Annotated in this window: 17 protein-coding genes and 1 riboswitch; of the genes, 8 read left to right on the top strand and 9 right to left on the bottom strand. The window is 30.6% G+C overall.

From position 1 onward, the window contains the following. From H0I29_RS07835 to H0I29_RS07845, 3 genes are all read left to right on the top strand, one after another. Complete coding sequence (locus H0I29_RS07835) at positions 1 to 369, top strand: rhodanese-like domain-containing protein (protein WP_254712722.1); 369 nt, start codon at positions 1 to 3, stop codon at positions 367 to 369. A gap of 206 nt (positions 370 to 575) precedes the next feature. After that, the gene (locus tag H0I29_RS07840; RefSeq protein WP_254712723.1) at positions 576 to 2,501 is read left to right on the top strand and encodes a transglutaminase family protein; all 1,926 of its coding nucleotides are present in this window, start codon (positions 576 to 578) and stop codon (positions 2,499 to 2,501) included. A 133-nt stretch (positions 2,502 to 2,634) separates the two neighbouring features. Next, positions 2,635 to 4,608 (top strand): DUF3857 domain-containing protein, encoded by a 1,974-nt coding sequence (locus tag H0I29_RS07845; RefSeq protein ID WP_254712724.1) that lies wholly within the window; start codon positions 2,635 to 2,637, stop codon positions 4,606 to 4,608. Positions 4,609 to 4,692: 84 nt separating this feature from the next. Here the strand turns inward: H0I29_RS07845 and H0I29_RS07850 are convergent, their stop codons facing one another. The 3 genes from H0I29_RS07850 to H0I29_RS07860 form a co-directional block, all read right to left on the bottom strand. Continuing rightward, positions 4,693 to 5,556: an RNA polymerase sigma factor RpoD/SigA gene (locus H0I29_RS07850; RefSeq protein WP_218754998.1), complete on the bottom strand. Its 864-nt coding sequence runs from the start codon at positions 5,554 to 5,556 to the stop codon at positions 4,693 to 4,695. A gap of 29 nt (positions 5,557 to 5,585) precedes the next feature. Beyond that, on the bottom strand, positions 5,586 to 5,777 hold the full coding sequence (locus tag H0I29_RS07855; protein WP_208890862.1) for a hypothetical protein: 192 nt from the start codon (positions 5,775 to 5,777) through the stop codon (positions 5,586 to 5,588). A 299-nt stretch (positions 5,778 to 6,076) separates the two neighbouring features. Continuing rightward, complete coding sequence (locus H0I29_RS07860) at positions 6,077 to 8,425, bottom strand: TonB-dependent receptor (protein ID WP_218754999.1); 2,349 nt, start codon at positions 8,423 to 8,425, stop codon at positions 6,077 to 6,079. Between the two features lie 106 nt (positions 8,426 to 8,531). Then, a riboswitch (TPP riboswitch) is annotated at positions 8,532 to 8,622 on the bottom strand. A 279-nt stretch (positions 8,623 to 8,901) separates the two neighbouring features. Between H0I29_RS07860 and H0I29_RS07865 the strand changes: the two genes are divergently transcribed. The 5 genes from H0I29_RS07865 (at position 8,902) to H0I29_RS07885 (ending at position 16,396) form a co-directional block, all read left to right on the top strand. After that, a complete protein-coding gene (locus tag H0I29_RS07865) occupies positions 8,902 to 9,594 on the top strand; it encodes a DUF2064 domain-containing protein (protein WP_218755000.1) in 693 nt (230 codons plus the stop codon). A 64-nt stretch (positions 9,595 to 9,658) separates the two neighbouring features. Further along, positions 9,659 to 12,919 (top strand): SusC/RagA family TonB-linked outer membrane protein, encoded by a 3,261-nt coding sequence (locus H0I29_RS07870; RefSeq protein ID WP_254712725.1) that lies wholly within the window; start codon positions 9,659 to 9,661, stop codon positions 12,917 to 12,919. A gap of 4 nt (positions 12,920 to 12,923) precedes the next feature. Then, complete coding sequence (locus tag H0I29_RS07875) at positions 12,924 to 14,372, top strand: SusD/RagB family nutrient-binding outer membrane lipoprotein (protein ID WP_218755001.1); 1,449 nt, start codon at positions 12,924 to 12,926, stop codon at positions 14,370 to 14,372. 139 nt (positions 14,373 to 14,511) lie between these two features. Next, on the top strand, positions 14,512 to 15,423 hold the full coding sequence (locus tag H0I29_RS07880) for a nucleoside hydrolase (RefSeq protein ID WP_218755002.1): 912 nt from the start codon (positions 14,512 to 14,514) through the stop codon (positions 15,421 to 15,423). Between the two features lies 1 nt (position 15,424). Next, positions 15,425 to 16,396: a phosphotransferase gene (locus H0I29_RS07885; protein ID WP_218755003.1), complete on the top strand. Its 972-nt coding sequence runs from the start codon at positions 15,425 to 15,427 to the stop codon at positions 16,394 to 16,396. A gap of 10 nt (positions 16,397 to 16,406) precedes the next feature. Here the strand turns inward: H0I29_RS07885 and arfB are convergent, their stop codons facing one another. From arfB to H0I29_RS07915, 6 genes are all read right to left on the bottom strand, one after another. After that, complete coding sequence (gene arfB / locus H0I29_RS07890; RefSeq protein WP_218755004.1) at positions 16,407 to 16,811, bottom strand: alternative ribosome rescue aminoacyl-tRNA hydrolase ArfB; 405 nt, start codon at positions 16,809 to 16,811, stop codon at positions 16,407 to 16,409. Positions 16,812 to 16,958: 147 nt separating this feature from the next. Continuing rightward, positions 16,959 to 17,618, bottom strand: coding sequence for an AAA family ATPase (locus H0I29_RS07895; RefSeq protein WP_218755005.1), 660 nt, complete (start codon positions 17,616 to 17,618; stop codon positions 16,959 to 16,961). Continuing rightward, complete coding sequence (pnuC, locus tag H0I29_RS07900) at positions 17,579 to 18,211, bottom strand: nicotinamide riboside transporter PnuC (RefSeq protein ID WP_218755006.1); 633 nt, start codon at positions 18,209 to 18,211, stop codon at positions 17,579 to 17,581. Before pnuC ends, H0I29_RS07895 begins: the two co-directional genes overlap by 40 nt. 462 nt (positions 18,212 to 18,673) lie before the next feature. Next, positions 18,674 to 19,396 (bottom strand): geranylgeranylglyceryl/heptaprenylglyceryl phosphate synthase, encoded by a 723-nt coding sequence (locus H0I29_RS07905; RefSeq protein ID WP_254712726.1) that lies wholly within the window; start codon positions 19,394 to 19,396, stop codon positions 18,674 to 18,676. Between the two features lie 60 nt (positions 19,397 to 19,456). Continuing rightward, positions 19,457 to 19,897 (bottom strand): hypothetical protein, encoded by a 441-nt coding sequence (locus H0I29_RS07910; protein WP_218732272.1) that lies wholly within the window; start codon positions 19,895 to 19,897, stop codon positions 19,457 to 19,459. A 24-nt stretch (positions 19,898 to 19,921) separates the two neighbouring features. Further along, on the bottom strand, positions 19,922 to 20,548 hold the full coding sequence (locus tag H0I29_RS07915) for a 4'-phosphopantetheinyl transferase superfamily protein (RefSeq protein WP_218755007.1): 627 nt from the start codon (positions 20,546 to 20,548) through the stop codon (positions 19,922 to 19,924). Between the last annotated feature and the right edge of the window lie 45 nt (positions 20,549 to 20,593).

Below are 20,593 nucleotides of genomic sequence, written 5' to 3' on the forward strand. Positions count from 1 at the left end.
ATGATGAAAAATGTTTTATGCCTTTTATTCATGAGCTTCTTTTTTATAAATTGTAATTCACAAGAAGATGTTAAGTCTGTTTCTACACAAGAATTAAAAGAGTTACTTTCTAAAGATAAAATTCAGCTAATGGATGTTAGAACACCTGCAGAAATAAATGAGGGTACTATAGAAACAGCTACTTTTGCAAATTATTTTGATGCTGATTTTAAAGAAAAAGCTTCAAATAAATTAGACAAATCTAAACCAGTTTATTTATACTGTAGAAGCGGGAAAAGAAGTGTAAAAGCCTCTAGAATTCTTAAAGAAAATGGTTATGAAGTCTATAATGTTTTAGGCGGATATAACAAATGGAAGCAAGAAAACTAAATTTAATTAGAAAATTGCTATACGAGGATCTTTAGAAATGATAATAAAAAATACGATTGTACACAAAGCAAAATCTTTTGTGAATTGTGCGGTTGGTAGAATTGATTCCTAACGTTAAAAAACACATAAAAAAGAGAGAACAAGCACCTAAATTCAGGTTTTTGTTCTCTCTTTTTTGTATTTTAGATTTATAAAAATAAACAAGGTTGAGCATTTATAAATCCGTTTTTATTGCATTTTTTTTATTGTTTGTAACAAGCTTAAATGCTCAGTTTTCTGCTGAATTTTTAAAGTATCATAAACTACATCCAGAAGATGCAAGAGTTCGTTTGCAGCAAGAAACTATTATTACAATAACGGTTGTTAATGATAGTTTACAAATACATCAAGAGTTTATTGAAGAAGATTTGTATTTAAACGATGCTGCAACTTACAACTCAAAAAACACCTTAAATTTCTCTGCTTTTTTCGAATTAAAGAACATAGAGGCATCCTCTTTTTCTTATGATAATAATGAATATGTAGAAAATAAAGTAGATAAATTTACAGAAAAAGATGAGTTGAATCAGTCTTTTCATGATGATTCTACATTGTTAAACTTTGTATATCCAAATTTAAAAAAAGGATCAAAATCTAGGTTAAAATATAGTCAAGAAATTAAAAACCCTCGTTTTTTAACGCCTTTTTATTTTGGTGATTATTTTCCTGTTGAACAAAACAAGGTAACCATTATTGCCGATGAAAATGTAACACTAGAATTTAAGGAGTTTAATATTTCTGATGCTCAAATTACATTCAGTAAAGAGAAAAAAGGAGGGAAGGATATTTATAGTTGGACAATAAACAATCAACCGAAATATGAATTTGAGTCGAATACACCAAGTTATAAAACCATTTTGCCACACATTGTTCCAATCATTACTTCTTATAAAATTAAGAACAAGCATAAAAGATTATTAGGTGAAGTTGCAGATTTGTATAATTGGTATTATTCGATGGTGAAAAATGTAAATACAGAGGCTCCAAGTGCAGAACTAGTCGCTTTGGTCTCTAAAATTACTGCGGATAAAAAGACCGATCTAGAAAAGGTAAAAGCTATTTATTATTGGACGCAACAAAACATAAAATACATTGCTTTTGAGTATGCTTTAGGCGGATTTATACCCAGAGAATCGAATGATGTTTTTAGAAAAAAGTATGGTGATTGTAAAGACAACTCGAGTATTTTATACAGAATGTTAGAAATTGCAGGCGTAAAAGGAAATTTAACATGGATTGGTACCAGAAGTATTCCTTATACTTATAAAGAAGTTCCAACGCCAGTTGTAGACAATCACATGATTCTTTCTTATGAAAACGATGGGAAAACCTATTATTTAGACGCAACCGGTAGGTATATTAAGTTCGGAATGCCAACTTCTTTTATTCAAGGAAAAGAAGCATTGGTAGGTTATGGAAAAGATTTTAAGATTAAAACGGTACCAATTATAGCTGCTAAAGAAAATGCAATTATAGATGTAACCAATATCAAAATTGAAAACGGCAGGGTTATTGGGGCTTCTGAAATAACGATTTCTGGATATCCAAAAATTGATATTTTTCACACGCTAGAATCTGGAAATTCAGAAACGAAGTTGAAGAAATTCTACAAAAGTATTTTTGGGAAAGGGAATAACACCTTTCAAATCAATAATTTTAAAGAAAAGAATAAGTATCATTACGACAATGATTTTATCGTCGATTACGATTTCGAAATTAAAAATTATGCTAAAAATTTAGGTGATGAGATTTACATCAACCTAAATTTGAATAAAGAGATTTCTTCTTATAAAACGGATAAAAATAGAGAAAATGCGATTGAATACGAGTATCAAAAACAGTATAATTATACCACTAAGTTAGAAATTCCTAAAGGTTATAAAGTAGATTATTTACCAGAATCTTTAACCGTTTCGAATGATTTATTAGTTTCTAAAATTACATACCAAGTAAAAGGAAACGAGGTGATTTACAATCATGAAATTGAATTAAACTTTTTAGTTTTATCGACAGAGCAACAAAAAGAAGTAAATAAAGAGATTCAAAAAATTGAAAGAAATTATAAAGAAATTGTAGTTTTAAAAAAAGAATAATAACAAAACGAATTGACCAATAATCATGATGTGTCATTCTGAATTTATTTCAGAATCTCATATAGCAACTTCTTATTTTAAGACCCTGAAATAAATTTAGGGAGAAAATTAAGACATGATTTTAAATAAACGAATGATGAAGAACAAAATTCACCTATTAATAGCCTTCTTATGTATTTTTCAGATTGTAACCGCACAAGAAAAACCTTTTTTTGAAAGTTACGATTGGGAGGTAAATCCGAAGTATAAAGTAGATAAAGAAATTTCTGAAGACATGATTGCTGTTAAAGAAAAGACAGTGACAGAGTTTTATTTTCAGAATGAAGATTTAGTGGAGTTTTATTTAGAACACAAAGTTTTATGGCTAAATTCTGATGATGCAATTGAGGAGTATAACAAAATCTACTTACCGTTTTCATCGGAAGCAGAAACACAAGTAAATAAAGCAAGAGTGATTACTCCTGATGGAAAAATTATCAATTTAGATAAATCTAAAATACTAACTGCAGAAGACGAAGAAACCGGTAATACCTATACATATTTTGCTTTAGAAGGCATTACAAAAGGCAGTTTTATTGAATACATGTATGTGGTAAAAAGGCCGCCAAGTTATACTGGTAAAAAGTTTTACATTCAAGATGAATATTATAAAGATCAAGTAGAATTCGATTTGTTCTCGCCAAGTAATTTGTTGTTTAAATTTAAGAGTTATAATAATTTACCAGATGTAGAAAGAGATACCTTAAGTACAGATAAAATACATTATAAATTACATGTTTCTAAGGTAGAAAAATTAGAAAACGAATACCAAGCACCTTACAATGCTTCAAGAGGTTTCATCGTTTATAAAATGGATAAAAATATCGATAATATGGACGAAGATATTATCTCTTACAGAAATATTGCACTAAATGTGTATGCTTCTTATTATCCTGAATATTCAGAAAAAACTAAAGATTTACTGGATGATTTTATAAAGGAATTAGCGTTACCAAAAAATGCAGATCAAGAAAGTAGTATCAGAAAATTAGATTTTTATATAAAATCAACGGTGTATTCGCAAGATACTTATAATGATGACTTAGAAGATTTAGACCTCATTTTAAAGACGCAAGTAGCCAATGAAAGTGGAGTTATCAAACTATATATTGCTGTTTTAAGAAGTTTAAATATTGAGCACGAATTGGTGATAACAACTGATAGAAATGAAATTAAGTTCGACCCAGAATTTGAAGCAACAAATTTTTTAACCGACTTTTTACTGTATTTCCCTACATCAAAAAAGTATTTATCTCCAAATGCATCCGGAACAAGATATGGTTTTCCAATTCCTTATGTAACTGATAATTACGGACTATTTTTAAAAGAAGGAGTTGTTGGTGATCAAAAAACGGTTACCGGAAGAATTAAATATATAGAACCTGTAAAAGTGGATGAGGTTTTGGATGTAATGAATGTAACCATCGATTTTAATAAGGATAATTTAACCGAAAACAGCGTTCATTTAGATAGAGCTTTCAGCGGATATTACGCAATGAATATACAGCCTTTTATGCATTTAATTCAGGGTAAAGATGCTAGGAATGACTTGGTAGATAGTTTTGTAGAAAGCATGACATATGATTTTGATGTAGAAAAAAGAGAGTTAATAAATGCAGATGCAGAATTGTTTGGAATAAAGCCTTTACAGATAAAAGTAGATTTTACTACGGAAGGTTTTGTAGAAAAAGCAGGAAGAAAGTACTTGTTTAAGTTGGGTGATTTAATTGGACAACAAATAGAAATGTACCAAGAAAAAGAAAGAGTTTTACCTTTAGAAGGACAGTTTCATAGAGGGTATAATAGAACTTTAACACTTCATATTCCTGATGGTTATAAAATCACCAATTTAGATGATATTAATATTAACAATTCCTATGTGAAAGACGGAAAAGAATTGTTCTTTTTTAAATCTTCTTATCAATTAAAAGGAAATATCTTAACTGTAACAGCCAACGAATATTACAAAGAAAATATTATTGAAGTTGCTATGTATGAAGAGTATAGGACAGTCATTAATAGTGCAGCAGATTTTAATAAAATTGTATTGTTGTTAACTGCTGAATAGTTTATTGGTGTGTATACAAAAAATAAAAAGGGAACATTTTGCTCCCTTTTGTTAGTAATGATATTGTGAAAAATAAACAAAAGTCTACCCTAAATATGTTTTTAAAAGATGTGTTTTAGATTGATGTTGTAAGCGTCTAATAGCTTTTTGCTTTACTTGGCGGACTCTCTCTCTAGATAAATCAATAGTTGCTCCAATTTCGGTTAAACTATAAGGACTCGGAAGATTAATGCCGTAAAACATTTTTATCACTTTTGCTTCCTTGTTAGAAAGTGTGTCTAAAGCTCTGTTTATTTCAATGGATAATGATTGACTCATTAAGTTTTTGTCGGGTCTTGGAGACTCGTCAGACTGTAAAACATTGTATAAATTAGTATCTTCACCTTCTTTAAACGGTGCATCCATAGATACATGTCTACCAGAATTTTTTAAAGATTGCTCTACTTCATCTTCTGTCATGTCTAACTGTTTCGCAATTTCCTTGTTGGTAGGCATACGCTGTTCTCCTTGTTCTAAACGAGCATATATTTTTCGAATTTTATTAATGCTACCAATCTTATTTAAAGGCAAGCGTACAATACGAGATTGTTCTGCTAAAGCAGACATAATTGCTTGACGAATCCACCAAACGGCATAAGAAATAAATTTAAAACCTCTTGTCTCATCAAAACGTTTTGCTGCTTTTACAAGTCCTAAATTGCCTTCATTAATTAAGTCAGATAGCTTTAAACCCTGACCTTGATATTGTTTAGCAACAGAAACTACAAACCTTAAATTTGCTTTTACAAGTTTATCCAATGCTCTGTTGTCTCCTTTCTTTATTTCTAAAGCTAATTCTACTTCTTCATCAGCAGTAATTAACCCAATTTTACTAATTTCTTGAAAATATTTTTCTAAAGATTTGGCGTCACGATTGGTTACTTGTTTTACAATTTTAAGTTGTCTCATATATTGTTTCGGTTTTTTAAAGATTAATTTTAAATAAATAAATTGCAATCATCACACGTTTTCACTTCTCCATAATACGTTTCTCGATATTCATGGATGGTTTTAATAGGAATTCCTAAAAAATATTTTTTAATATAAGTTACTCTAGAATTTAAAGTTCCCATTGCAGAGGAATAGTATTTTTGATATTTAGTTTTTCTTTGTATTTTAATTATTTTCATATGTACAGTTTTAAATAAGTGTAAGAACACTTAATATGAATTTGAAGATTAATACGGATTTAATTTTCTTAAAAAATTAAGGAATAGAAAAACTAGAAAGCGGGTGCAATTGATTTATTAGAATGACCTTTTAAATCGTAAAAAGCGAGACTATAAATGCTTGTGTTATTATTGATGTATAAAAATGAATTTTTCATAATTTTCAATATACGAAAAAACGACCGATTTTCAATAGAAAATGCTCGTTTTGTTTGTTTTTTGCGTTATTTTTAATCAAAAAAGACTAAAAATGATGTTTTTTAAAACTTTAAAGTAACGCCAACTAAGAAGTTTCTAGTAGCTTGTGGATAATAACCGGCACCGTCTAGAGTTGTAATTTGGTTTGGATCAGACCAAGTATCATCATACGTGTAATAATAACCTCTGTCTACATATTCTGTATTAAAAATGTTATTTATTAAAGCAGAAAATACAATAGATTTAAAGATCTTATTTGGGTTTATTTCATAAACAATATTTAAGTCAGATGTAAAATAATCGTCTAAAACATCGTTGTCAGAAATTTTACTACTAAAGTTGCTCATAAATTGTTTACCAACATATTTAGATAAAAATGAAACCTGTAAGTTCTCTATAGGCTTGTAAATAAACATGTTTCCTGCAACAACTTCCGGAGAAAAAGATAAGTCTGTATTACCTAAACTTTCTGGTGTATCAATTCCGTTTCTTGTTATAAAAAAGTCTTCGTTTTTATTAGAACTAAATGCAGCATTTGGTTTTATAGAAAACTGATCGCTTAAAGTAATGTCTGCATCAATTTCTAAACCTAGTCTATAACTGTTACCAGAAGTTGCTCTTACTGGCGCACCAACATCATCTAAAGCACCTGTTAAAACCAACTGATTTTTATAATCCATATAATAGATGTTGGTATTTAATTTAACGCTTTCCTTTTTTAAACGCCATCCAAATTCTAAATCATTTAAAGTTTCGTGTGTTGTAACTCCGCCTTCAAAATCATTCCTATTAGGTTCTCTGTTTGCTACCGCAAAAGAAGTATATAAGTTATTATCGTTATTAATCTTATAAGTTAATCCAACCTTTGGGTTAAAGAAATTAAAATTAGCATCAACATTAATAGCAGCAATGTCAGAAGTAATTCCTTTTGTTTGGTAACCAACAAAACGTCCTTGTAAATCTGCATAACCAGACAATTTCTCACTAATATCAAAAGTAGCTTTTGCAAAGATTGAAAAGTCTGTTTTCTTTGCATCAGAAAAATAATAACGATCTCTAATATTTACATTTGGCGCTAAATCTTCTCCCCAAATTACTTCACCAAAATGATCTCCAGTATAATTAGAATACGAAATTCCAGAAATAAAATTAAGTTTATCTGTTTTGTAATTGGTATTAAAGTTTACTACATAAAAATCATTTTCTAACCAACGTCTTACAATTACATCTGTTCCATCAACAATTAAATTTCCATAATCTGCTGCATCTCTTTCTTCTTTAAATTGCTCAAAAAAACCAGCACCTTTTGTGTAGTTTAAACCTAAGGTTGTAGACCAATTTTCATTCAATTTTTCATTCCAATGTAATTGATAATGGTTTTGGTCATAGTCATCTACTTCATTCTCGTACGTATACGGGTTTTGTCTTCTATCTTCCTTTAATTGATCTGCAGTTAAACCTTCCCAAGCTTGGTAAGTAACTTCTTTACCTCCAAAAGTAATTGCTTTTATCAACGTGTTTTCATCCGTATAACTTGCTTGTAAATAGTAAGATTTTAAATCGGCAGAAGCTCTATCTACATAACCATCAGATTTAATGTTAGACAAACGTCCGGCAACTTCAAAGTGCTCATTAATTTTACCAGTACTAAACTTTACAGTATGTTTTCTTGTTCCGTAAGAACCAAAAGAGTTCGATATTTCTGCAGAAGCCTCTTCAGAAACCGCATCTGTCAAAATATTTAAACTTGCACCAAAAGCACCAGAACCATTTGTAGAGGTTCCAACTCCACGTTGTAATTGTAAATTCTGAGTAGAAGAAGCAAAATCACTTAAATTTACCCAAAAAGAACCATGACTTTCGGCATCGTTATATGGTATTCCGTTTACCGTAACATTAATTCGCTCTCCGTTAGAACCACGAACGCTCATATATGTGTAACCAACACCTGCACCAGCATCACTAGAAGAAACCACAGAAGGCATGTAATTTAGTAAAATAGGAATATCTTGACCTAAATTACGGGTTGCAATTTCCTTTTTAGAAAGGTTAGAAAACGTAACAGGCACATCTGCATTTACACGAACAGCAGAAACCAAAACCTCTTCTAAAACTGTTGAATTTGGTACTAAAGAAAACGCAATTGTATTATTTTGTGATAAAGAAATTTCTTTAGAAACTGTTTTGTAACCCATAAATGAAACCTGAATGGTATAAGCTCCTTTAAGAAGATCTACACTAAACTTTCCATCAAAATCCGTAGCGGTTCCTTTTTTAGTTTCTTGTACCAAAATAGTTGCTCCTGGCAAAGAATTATTATTTTCATCTACTACTTTTCCGTTAAGTGTAAATGTCTGGGCGTTTACAAGAATGCTTGTAAACAAGAATAAAAAAAATGTGATTTTTTTCATTTTAAAAAATTTAAAACGAATAAAAAGAGGTAATTATTCTTGTGATTTATGTTGAATAATTAATTATTGAAGTTTCTACTTCTGCACCTATAAAAAGCTTTTACACTTTTTTAAAGTACTAGTTTCCTAAACAGCATTACCTGTTCTAGGTTCAATGGGTATGATCTCAGCTTTTTAAAGCACCCCTTTATGAGAACGCTGCAAAATTACCTCAGTTTTTTGACATAGAGAATAACAAAAGCACTTTTTTTAGAAGCTATTTCCTGCTTTTCGCTATATCTTTTTTTTGAAAAAACAAAAAAAAGGATGCCGCTGCTATCAGGGCTAAGTTTACTTACTAAATCTTAGTATTTTCTGAACTAAAATTTCAATTTAAAATCTTTTACCTAAAAACGAATAACTTATATGTTAAATATTATTTTAGCTTTTGTAATTTGCTATATATAATTACGACTGTTAGATTTTAAAATAGATTTTTGATAGATTTAAAACATTCTAAGACTGCTATTCTTATCTTTTCGCTTTCGCAAGAAGCCGAAAATTTACGTAAGCCTTTCCTTCAAAAAAAGGATACGGTTAGCAAACTGAATGCTCTTATTAAAGAAAAAGTTAGTTCTTTAGGTGTAGACTATTTTCATTACACAGAGAAAGATCAAAAAGGAAATAATTTTGGAGAACGTTATGTAAATACTGTTTCAGACCTTTTTAATAAAGGGTATGATAATGTTATAACGGTTGGTAATGATACTTTAAGTTTAGAAAAAAAACATCTTCGTACTGCGTTAAATGCAGTTGGGAACAAAGAGGTGCCTATTGGTCCTTCTTACGATGGTGGTTTCTATCTTTTAGGTTTACGTAAAGACCAATTTAATGCAGCAGATTTTCTTTCGCTTTCTTGGGAATCATCAACATTATATAAAGAGTTAAAAACACTTTTATCAGAAAAAGAAATAGCAACTGTTACACTTCCTTATTTATATGATTTAGATGAAGAGTTAGATATTTCTAAAAACATTGCTTCTCTTTCTTTTCTAAAAATAGAAGCACTTAAATTATTACAAAACCTACAAGTAGTAATTTTAAAAGTAAGCAAATTCATTCTACAAAAATTTAAAGAAGCTTCTTTAAACCACCTATACAATAAAGGACCTCCATTGGTTTGTAATTAATTATAAGTACAATTTTCTGTAAAAACAGGACTTATTATTTTACATACATTTTTAACTCAAACTAATGAAGAATTTATTTTTCGGCTTACTTGTGCTATTTACTATTAGCCTAAGCGCCCAAGGAGATCTTGTGGTTTATGCCATAGATTATAATACCAAAGTACCAATTAAAAATATAAGTGTTACGCTTGTTAACGATCAACAAGGTTACGAAGTAAAAAATACCACAAACGAATTAGGTAAAGCTTCTTTTAACTCCATTCCCGTTTTAAATGGTTATCAAGTTATTTTTGATGGAAATAAAACATACGGAACCACTATTTCAGATATGGTAGATGTTCGTTCTAATGAAGAGTCGGTGGTAAAATTGCTATTGTTTCCGGCTTTATTTCAGCAAGAAACGTTAAACGAAGTTGTAATTACTGCTTTAGGAATTAAAAGAGAAAAACAATCTTTAGTTTCTTCCGTAACCACTATAAAACCTGCTGCTCTTACAGAAGTTACGCTTACGAACGTGGTAAATAGCCTTGCCGGACAAGTTGCTGGTGTAAAAGTAACCAATGGTTCTTCTGGTGTAGGATCTTCTTCTCGTATTGTTATTCGTGGAGAGAACTCTTTAAGTAGCTCTAACCAACCTTTATTTGTTGTTGATGGTGTGCCTATTAGTAATGAGCAAATTACAAGTGATTTAGTAAATGATGGCTCATTACAAGAAGTAGATTATGGTAACGGAGCTTCTGAAATTAGTCCAGATGATATTGCTTCTATCTCTATTTTAAAAGGAGCAGGTTCTGCTGCTTTATATGGTGCAAGAGCCGCTAACGGAGTGGTATTAATCACTACTAAAAGAGGTAAAAAGAAAAAAGGTTTAGGTGTTAGTATTAATAGCTCTTTAACCTTAGAAACTTTATTAACCTTACCAGATTATCAAAATGTATATGGTGGTGGTTCTAATGGTGAATATTCATTTCAAAATGGTGCTGGCGCTGGCGTTAACGATGGTGGTTTAAGTAGTTATGGCCCACGTTTAGATCAGGGTTTTTTAATCAACCAGTTTGATAGTCCATCTGTAGATATTAACGGAAACACGGTTCGTGCTGGAGACGTTATTGCAAGAACACAAGCAGACGGAACTTTAACGCCTATTACACCTACTGCTTGGGTTTCTAACCCTAATAACGTACGTAATTTTTTTAAAACCGGAATTACTAAACAAAATAATATTGCTATTAGCTCTTCTGGCGATAAAGGAAGTAGTAGGTTTTCGTATAGTAATTTAATAAACGAAGGAATTGTACCTAATACCGATTTAAAAAGAGATGGTATCTCTTTAAGTTTAAACCAAGAAGTACACGAAAAGTTACATGTAAATGCTTTTGTTAATTATATTAATACAAGAAGTGGTAACCGTCCTAATTTAGGATACGGATACGAAAACCCTCTTTATGGCTTTAATTGGACAGGTAGACAAGCAAATATTGATTCTTTTAGAAATTATTGGCAAGCAGGACAAGAAGGTTCTCAACATTTTGATATTAACTACAACTGGTTAACAAACCCTTATTTAACTGTTTTTGAAAACACCAATAGTTTTAATAAAAATAGATTTTTAGGAAACGCCGCTGCCGTTTACAATATTACAGACAAATTAACTGCAACGGTACGTACTGGTTTAGATACATATAATGATAAACGAGAATTTAGACGTGCTGTAAGTACCAATGCAAATCTAGAAGGTTCTTACAGAGAAGACAATGTGTTTTTTAAAGAATTAAACACAGATGTATTAATCTCTTATGATGATGTAATTAATGATAATTGGAAATATAATGTAAGTGCAGGTGCTAACCGTTTTGATCAAGAAATTGAATACAGTTATACTTTAGCACCTCAACTAGCTATTCCAGATATTTTTACACTTGCAAACTCCAAAGCTGCTTTGGTTGCAGAAAGTAATACGTTTGCTAAAAGAATAAATAGTGTATATGCAACTGGTAATTTAAACTATAAAGATGCTCTTTATTTTGATGTTTCGTATAGAAATGATTGGAGTAGTACTTTACCTGCCAATAACAATTCTTTTGGATATTATTCTGCAGGAGTAAGTGCTTTAATTAGTAAATTAGTGACATTACCAGAAGCAATCTCTTTCTTAAAATTTCGTTTTAGTGGTGCTAGTGTTGGTAATGATACAGATCCTTATCAAAACAATCAGAACTTTTTATTAAATCAAAATTACGGAACCAATTTTCGTGTAACTAATGAGAATGTACTAAAGAACTCTAATTTAAAACCAGAAAGATTAAATGCTCTAGAAACTGGTATTGAAGCTTGGTTTTTAAACAACCGTTTGCAAGTAGATGTTTCTGCTTATCAAAATACTAGTGTAGATCAAATTATATCTAGTCCTATTTCTCAAGCGAGTGGTTTCGGTAATTTTAATATAAACGGAGGTGAAGTTCGTACTAGAGGATTAGAAGTTTTATTGAGTAGTATTCTAATTAAAAAGAAAGATTTTAAATGGGAAAGTTCTGTGAATTTTTCTACTTCTAGAAGTATTGTTACAGAATTACCCGAAGGAGTAGATCAATTTGTAACAGGTTCCGCAGACGTATTTTCTGGTTCTGGCGGATCTAATAGTGTTTTTTATATTGCCCAAGAAGGTGGTCGTGTTGGAGATATGTTTGGTACTGGTTTTGTAGAAATTGATGGAGAAATTCTTCATGATGCTAATGGTTTACCTGTACAAGACCCTAATTTACGCTTATTAGGAAATTATAATCCAGATTTTCAAGTAGGTTTTAATAATAATTTCACCTATAAAAATATAAATCTATCCTTTTTATTCGACTGGAGACAAGGAGGAACAATCGTTTCAAGAACTAAAGCTTTAGGAAGCACTTCTGGTGTATTACAAGAAACTTTAATAGGTAGAGAAACCGGTATTGTAGGTAACGGTGTAGTTAATATAGGTACAGATACAGCACCACAGTATGTTGCAAACACTACTAATGTTTCTGCACAAACATACAATAATAGCTTTTTTGATCGTGGTAATGAGGCAAGTGCATTATACGATGCTTCTTATTTAAAATTAAGACAACTAAGTATTTATTATAAGTTTAATAAAAGCTTAGTCAATAGAATTGGTTTCCAAAAAATAAAAATAGGGTTAACAGGTAGTAATTTATTCTTATTTACAGAAAACCCTCACTTTGATCCTGAACTAAATGCTTTACAAGGACAAAGTACAACACAGGGTGTAGAAGATTTCTCATACCCATCTACAAGAAGTTTAGGAGTAAGTATTAAAACTGAATTTTAAGAAAATGAAAAATTATAAAAATATATTTTTAGGAGTCTTCATTTTTAGTACATTTTTTACTGCGTGTACTAAAGATTTCGAAGAAATTAATACAAATAACAATAACCCAGAATCTGTTGCTCCGCAGTTTTTATTAACCAATGTTCTTTCGGTTTCTTCAGATTTAAATGCATTCGATCAAGGCTTTAGACAAGCCAATTATTTAGCTCAATTTTCGGCTAGTATTGAATTTGAACGTATAGATCGTTATGAAATGGGATCTAATAGCGAGTATTGGAACGCTATTTTTGGTTTGCTTTCTGACATAGAATCGATACAAAATTCAGAAACCACAAACAGTGCTTATAATGCAGTTGGTGATATTATGAAAAGTTATTTATTCTCTCAACTTACCGATTTATGGAATGATGTTCCGTATACAGCAGCTTTAGGAGCTATTGATGGTGTTTTTTCGCCTAAATATGACACGCAAGAAAGTATTTATACAGATTCTGAAACAGGTATTTTGGCTACTTTAAAAAATGCTGCAGCAACATTAGAAAACAACAATGCTATTATTGAAGGTGATGTTTTATTTAATGGCGATTTAAGTAAATGGATAAAATTTGCCAACTCTTTGCAAGTCCGTTATTTAGTGCGTATTAGTAAACGTTTAAGTGATTTTTCAGATTTACAAGCTTTGGCAGATTCCGGTAACATCATGCAGTCTAACAACGATAATGCTGTTCTTCCTTATTTAAGTACATCACCAAATCAGTTTCCTTTATTTAATGCAGCTTCTGGTATTAATAATGAACATACCATGACGATTACTGTAGAAGAAATTTTAAAATCTTGGAACGATCCTAGAATGGCAGTTTTATATAAGCCTACAAATGCAACTGCTAATACAACCGCAGAATTTCATGGTTTATTAAACGGACAATCTAGTAATAGTATTGCCGCTAGTGGTGTAGATTTAAATAATATTTCTTTATTCGGAACTATTTTTAGAGATACTCCTAATGGCGTAGATGCACAATACATGCAATATTCCGAAACTCAATTTGCTTTGGCAGAAGCTGTTGTAAAAGGTTTTATTTCTGGTGATGCAAATACGTATTACCAAAACGGAATTGCAGCTAGTTTTGATTATTACAATACAGAAATTCCTACAGATTATTTTACAAGAACTGCTATTGCTTTAGATGGAAGTGAAGAAGATATCACAAAAATTATGACTCAAAAATGGTTGAGTTTAATTTCTGTAGGTCATGAAGCTTGGTTTAATATTCGTAGAACAGGAATTCCTAATTTAGTAGCTGGTCCAGATAATCTTAATCAAGGCCGTTACCCAGTTCGTTATTTGTATCCAGAGTCAGAACAAGCTTCTAACAACGCTAATTATAAAGAAGCTGCAGAAAGGATTGGTGGGGACAATATTAATAGTAAAGGTTGGTGGGAGAAAGATTAATTTATTTAATTTTTAAATTAGAAATAAAGATATGTAATCCTATAATTTTCGACATATAAAATGTGGGGTTAAAATCTACATATAAAACTTTAGGTTATCATCTTAAAATTAAACATCATATATAATAATGACCAATTACATGAAAACGATATATATATTCATAACTTTTTTATTTGTTACAGCTTTTGCAGAAGCACAACAAAAACCGATACATTTAATTATAGATGCAGACACAGCAAATGAGGTTGATGACCTTTTTGCGTTGGTTCGTGCAATAGATGAACCTGCATTTAATCTTTTAGGTATTACTTCTGCACAGTTTCATACATCGCCACAAGCAACAGAAAATACGGTTGGTGAAAGTCAGGCTATTAATGAGCAAATTATTAAAGTGATGAACCGCCCAGAGATTAAACTGCCTTTAGGTAGTAACGTTCCGTTAGCATCTATGACAACGCCTTCTCCTTCGGAAGCTTCTAAATTTATTATAGAAAAAGCACACGAAATGGAAGGTAACGAAAAGTTAGATTTGGTTATTTTAGGATCTTGTACCAATGTTGCTTCTGCAATTTTAGAAGATCCTTCTATCATTTCTAAAATCCGTGTAAATTATCTTGGTTTTTGGCACACGGTAAAAACAAACACGTATAACAAAAAAGAGTTCAATTCGGGTAATGATCCACTTGCAGTGGATGTGCTTTTAAATACGGTTAATTTAGAGTTTAATGTAATGACGGCAACTACTTCTCAGCATTTAGTTTTTAAAAAGAAAACGATAGATAAGCAGTTAAAAGGAAAAGGCGGCATTAAAGATATTTTAGTAGATCGTTGGGACACATACAATCGTTGGTGGACAAAAAAAGATCCTAAAAAGAAAAAATGGGTAATGTGGGACGTTGCTCTTGTTGAGGCTTTAATTAATCCGGAATATGCAACGATAACGCCTTTACAAACACCAAAAGAAAACACAAAAAGAACTATTGGTGTGTACACAGATTTAGATAAAAAAGCAATGGAAAAAGCTTTTTGGAAACACCTTAATAAATTATAATATGAAGTATATTGATATACATACAGATTTAAAAATCATCAAAGAATTTCTATTAGAAATCAATTTTTTAAAGGAGTCTGAAGAAATTTTATCCGCAGAAAAACCAGGAGAAGGTAATATGAATGTGGTGTTGCGTGTAACAACCAATCAACGTTCTTTTATTGTAAAACAATCGCGTCCTTTTGTACAGAAGTATCAAGATATTCCTGCGCCAGAAGACCGAATTGATGTAGAATATCAGTTTTATAAAGCTATTGAAAGTCCTGCAATAACTTGTCATATTCCTAAAGTTCTTGCTTACGATGCTAAAAATTATGTATTAATTTTAGAAGATTTAGGAAATTGCGAAGACATGAGTCTTGTTTATAAAAATCGTGTTATTGAAACGGAATCAATTCAACTTTTGGTGGATATACTTTCTAATATTCATAAAAGTGAAGTTTCTAATACGTATCCAGAAAACAAAGAATTACGCGCTTTAAATCATCAACATATATTTGTTTTACCTTTTGTTACTGATAATGGTTTTTCTTTAGATACCATTCAAGATGGATTAGAAGCAGTATCACAAGCTTATAAAAATGATGAAAAATTAAAAGCACAAATTACTTTAGTTGGAGAACGTTATTTATCCGAAGGAACAACTCTTTTACATGGAGATTATTATCCGGGTAGTTGGATGACCAAAGAAGATGAGGTGTATGTAATTGACCCCGAATTTAGTTTTAAAGGTTTTGCTGAATTTGATTTGGGTGTTATGGCAGCGCATATGGTGATGGCAACTGGAAATAAACTACTAATTTCTAGAATAAAACAGGCGTATAAATTAAAGTTAGATGAGCCTCTTTTTTTGCAAATAACAGGTATTGAAATAATGAGAAGGTTAATTGGTTTAGCACAACTTCCGTTAGAAAGAACTTTAGAAGAAAAGAAAGAATTGCTAGAAATAGCAAGGTTGTTAATTATTGATTAATGACCTAGTTTTAATCTAACCCAGGTTTCTTTCTCAATGCTTTTTTTACAGAAGTTCTCTTCTTCTTTTCCGCATTTTTTCGAACAGAAGATTTACTTGGTTTTGTAGGTCTTCTTTTTTTCGGACGAATTAAATTTACGCGTAATAATTCTAAAAAACGTTTGATAGCCAAATCTTTATTTCTATGTTGAGAACGAGATTCATCACAAAATAAAATTAAGGTGTTTTCTTTTGTTAGTTTATTAGAAAGCTTGGTTTTTAAAAGCTCTTTTTCGTTATCAGAAAGAGAAAGAGAGTCTTCTAAATCGAAAGTCAACTCAATCTTAGAAGATACTTTATTTACATGCTGCCCGCCAGCACCAGAACTCCTAATGCCTTTAAAATTAAGTTCTTTTAAGATGTTTTCTTTGTTCATTTGTTCTAAAAATAAAGTCTATAAAAAGTAAAATAGTAGCGTTTTTAGATAAATATTCGATAGTTTTATCACTTATCACTTATCACTTATCACTTATCACTTATCACTTATCACTTATCACTTATCACTTATCACTTATTCTGTTATTTAATACTCAAACGGAGTGCCAAAATCACCCGTATTTTGATGTAGAAAATGCATGTCTACATCTTGTAAGGAATCAGAAAACGAATGTAAATTTTCTTTATCAGCAATTATTTTATCAATAGCTGCTGTAGCATTCCTTAAGCGAGTTTCTTTATCGCCTTTTAATAAAATATAAGGTCTGTTATGGTCTATTAAAGATTTCTCGAAAGCATTAAACATTTCTAAACGTAGCTCTGGTCTGTCTCGTAAATCATCTTCTTCCCAAGGTGTATCAATGTATGTTAACAAATACAAATCATATTGATTTTCGCTTGCCGCTTCGTTTAGTTTTTCATCAACAAAACCACCATAAAACTCTTCTGAGTATACTTTGGTTTCTAGTAAGTCGGTATCACAAATTAAAATTTTATCAGCTTTTTTAGCCAAAGCATTTTCTAATTTCATTTGTCCGACTGCAATAGGAAGTAAATCTTCTTTTTCGCAAGTTTTACGTTCGTTATTCCATTTTTCTTGCAAATATTCACGCGCAAATTCTGGTGCCCAAACGGTATTATAATAACGTGCTAAATGACGAGAAAGTGTTGTTTTTCCTGAGGATTCTGGTCCGAATAAAACAACTTTTACGATGTTAATCGGGTCTTGTTTAAGTTCTTTTTCCATGCTAAATAACCTGATATAGCTATAAAAGTAAATATTAAATATTGAATACTAGTAAAAGTAAATCCTTTATAAAAATACAAAGGAGTAGAAATGATGTCTCCAACAATCCAATAAATCCAATTTTCTATTTTTCGTTTTGCCATTAGCCACATACCCACAAAGAAAATTGCCGTTGTAAAAGTATCTACATAAGCGGTCCAACTAGTCCATTTTTCGAAATACGTATAGACTCCATACACAAAAATTAATGTGGCAATAAAGATAAGTACACTTAGTTTTTTTTCTTTTAAAGTGGTCCTAGAAATTGGCGTTTCATGCTCACCATCATTTTTATAAGTCCAGATATACCAACCATAAACACTCATTATAAAGTAGTAGACGTTTATCATCATATCGCCTAAAAGCTCCCACTTATAAAGGAGATATACAAAAATTAGTGTGCTAATCATTCCTGTAGGAAACACCCATATTTTATTTTGTTTAGAATACCATACTGATAAAAAACCGAAGATTACTGCTATAATTTCTAAGACAATATCTGTGGTTTCATACGTTTTGTATTGTCCAAAAAGGAAATCGATAATTTCTGACATTGAATTTTATTTGAAGTTGTAAATGTAATCTTTTCAGTTTTTATTGGTAAAGGCAAAAGTATAATTCATTTAAAACTACTTAAAAAAGAGAATATTGTCATTTCGACTTTTTGGGAGGAAACCTCATGAAATTTGGTAATTGTTATATTATCACTGTTATGGGATTTCTCAATACTTCGAAATGACAAGTTTGTGCTTCAATGTTATGGAGTCTAATGTTATGAGATTTCTACTCGCGTAGAAATGACAATTGTTGAGGTTTCTTTTTGTTCAGTTTATGCTATACCCAATTTTGTCATTTCGACCTTTTGGGAGAAATCACATAAGGTTTGGTTGTTGTTGTATAACTGTTATGAGATTTCTCAATACTTCTTTGTAGTTCAGTGTTGTGGGATCAATGTTATAGGACATCTTCTTCTTCTTGCGTAGAAATGACAAACTGCGAGGAAAAATTATAGTGTATTATTTTTTAAGTTGATTAAAAAAAGCTTCATCTTTTTCAAAAGCAGTACCAATAACCACTAAATCTGCCCCTGCATTAAAAGCTATTTCTAATTGCTTTTTAGAACGAATTCCTCCACCAACAATTAAAGGAATAGACAAATTACTTTTCACAACAGAAATAATACTTGCGTCCACAGGTACTGTGGCTCCAGAACCGGCTTCTAAATAAATCAATTTTTTACCAGAAAATTCACCAGCTAAAGCGGTGTTTAAAATGAGTTCGGTATTTTCTTGAGAAATTGGTTTTGTATTGCTTACTTTTTGAGTAGCTGTATTTTTTTGACCGTCAATTAAAATGTAACCCGTTGGTAAAATTTCTAAAGATGAATCCTTTAAAAACGGAACACTTTTTATTTGTTGTTCAATTAAATATTCAGGATTTCTGCCAGAAAGTAAACTTAAAAATAGAATTCCGTCTGCTTTTTGTGATATTTGAGAAACATCACCTGGAAAAAGAACAACAGGCAAATGTGTTGTTTTTTTAATTGCAGTAACAACTGTATTCGTTACGTTGTCTTTATCTGTACTACCACCAACAAAAATATGCGTAGCAATAGATTGATGTACTTTTTCAAAAAAAGTAGCAATATTATCTAGGTCTATTTTTTCAGGATCGATTAAAACGGCAAGTAATTTTTTGCCCTCTTTTTTTGCTAATAAAATGTTTTGATAAATATTCACAACTGCGAAAATACAAATTTATCTATTCTGATTATGTATCTTGTTACATCTAGTGATTTTTTAATTACTTAATTGTTTTGAAATCTCAACAAGCTCATTAGACATAAACTTTTTTAAGGCAACAGTTCTAATCAACCAAATTATTAAAATAGGTGTTGTAATAAGAAAGAGTGAGAGTAAAAGAGAAGCGTTCCATATTTTCCAAGTAATAAGTATGCCAAATATCCATAGAATTATCCAAAAAATGAATTGTTTTCTAAGGTTCATCATAAATAATATAGAAGTATCGTTTACAATAAAGTATCCAGAATCCTTAAAATTCAATTGTTTATGAGTTACTTCTCTATTGTTTGCAGAAGCATAATTATATATTTTTCTAATGTTTAATCTCGAATTAGAAACCCTTGTAGTTTTATAATTCTTAGATAATTGCAATTCGATGATGGAAAAAATAGCATGGGCAGATACATCTCTTGGTTTATCTATTTGTTTTTTCATCATTCTTTAATATTTTTAGATCGCTTTTTAAAAAGCATACACACAAGTAAAACCTTCAAACTCTAAAAACTCAATATGATAGGCGGTAGTTTTACCATCATATCTAATTTCTCCAGTCGTTTTTGCGTCTTTAAAATCAAAATCTTCAATATAAATATTTTCTAAAAAGCGTAATTTTTTCTTTCCGAAGATTTTATACAAACTCTCTTTTCCACCCCAAACAATGGTTAGTTTGCTAATTAAAGCATCGTGGTTTGCAATGGTTACATACTCTTTAACATGCGTAAATTTGTGTGCAATTTTCAGAATTTTATCACGTTGCATTTCAATATCAATACCAACATGTAAATTATCAGAAATTATCAATCCAGAAAAAGTGAAGGAATGTGTTATAGAAATAAATTTTCCATCTTTTAAGTGTGGTTTTCCAAATTCATCATAAATTAAATCCGAATCAGAATAACCAGCTTCTTTTAATAAATGACGCACACTTAAAAATCCTCTTTGGTGTAAGTCAGATTTCATTCCGTCTAAACGAGCTTGACTTTTATCAGTAAGTAAAACGTTTGTATTTAAATCGTTAAAGGTTTCTTCAATTTTCCAAATGAATACTTTAGTGTTTTTGTTAATCGTTAAACTTTTGTAAAGAGGCATACTTTTTTAAAATGGATGTCGTAACTTTGCAGTTCGAAAAATTAG

Origin of the sequence: Polaribacter sp. R2A056_3_33, from assembly GCF_019278485.1 — a bacterium.
Lineage (GTDB): Bacteria > Bacteroidota > Bacteroidia > Flavobacteriales > Flavobacteriaceae > Polaribacter.

Bases quoted from the DNA above. Each gene is read 5' to 3' on its own strand.
- H0I29_RS07835 (WP_254712722.1), top strand. From the start codon at position 1: ATGATGAAAAATGTTTTATGCCTTTTATTCATGAGCTTCTTTTTTATA.
- H0I29_RS07845 (WP_254712724.1), top strand. From the start codon at position 2,635: ATGATGAAGAACAAAATTCACCTATTAATAGCCTTCTTATGTATTTTT.
- H0I29_RS07850 (WP_218754998.1), bottom strand. From the start codon at position 5,556: ATGAGACAACTTAAAATTGTAAAACAAGTAACCAATCGTGACGCCAAA.
- H0I29_RS07855 (WP_208890862.1), bottom strand. From the start codon at position 5,777: ATGAAAATAATTAAAATACAAAGAAAAACTAAATATCAAAAATACTAT.
- H0I29_RS07860 (WP_218754999.1), bottom strand. From the start codon at position 8,425: ATGAAAAAAATCACATTTTTTTTATTCTTGTTTACAAGCATTCTTGTA.
- H0I29_RS07870 (WP_254712725.1), top strand. From the start codon at position 9,659: ATGAAGAATTTATTTTTCGGCTTACTTGTGCTATTTACTATTAGCCTA.
- H0I29_RS07875 (WP_218755001.1), top strand. From the start codon at position 12,924: ATGAAAAATTATAAAAATATATTTTTAGGAGTCTTCATTTTTAGTACA.
- H0I29_RS07880 (WP_218755002.1), top strand. From the start codon at position 14,512: ATGAAAACGATATATATATTCATAACTTTTTTATTTGTTACAGCTTTT.
- H0I29_RS07885 (WP_218755003.1), top strand. From the start codon at position 15,425: ATGAAGTATATTGATATACATACAGATTTAAAAATCATCAAAGAATTT.
- arfB (WP_218755004.1), bottom strand. From the start codon at position 16,811: ATGAACAAAGAAAACATCTTAAAAGAACTTAATTTTAAAGGCATTAGG.
- H0I29_RS07895 (WP_218755005.1), bottom strand. From the start codon at position 17,618: ATGGAAAAAGAACTTAAACAAGACCCGATTAACATCGTAAAAGTTGTT.
- pnuC (WP_218755006.1), bottom strand. From the start codon at position 18,211: ATGTCAGAAATTATCGATTTCCTTTTTGGACAATACAAAACGTATGAA.
- H0I29_RS07910 (WP_218732272.1), bottom strand. From the start codon at position 19,897: ATGATGAAAAAACAAATAGATAAACCAAGAGATGTATCTGCCCATGCT.
- H0I29_RS07915 (WP_218755007.1), bottom strand. From the start codon at position 20,548: ATGCCTCTTTACAAAAGTTTAACGATTAACAAAAACACTAAAGTATTC.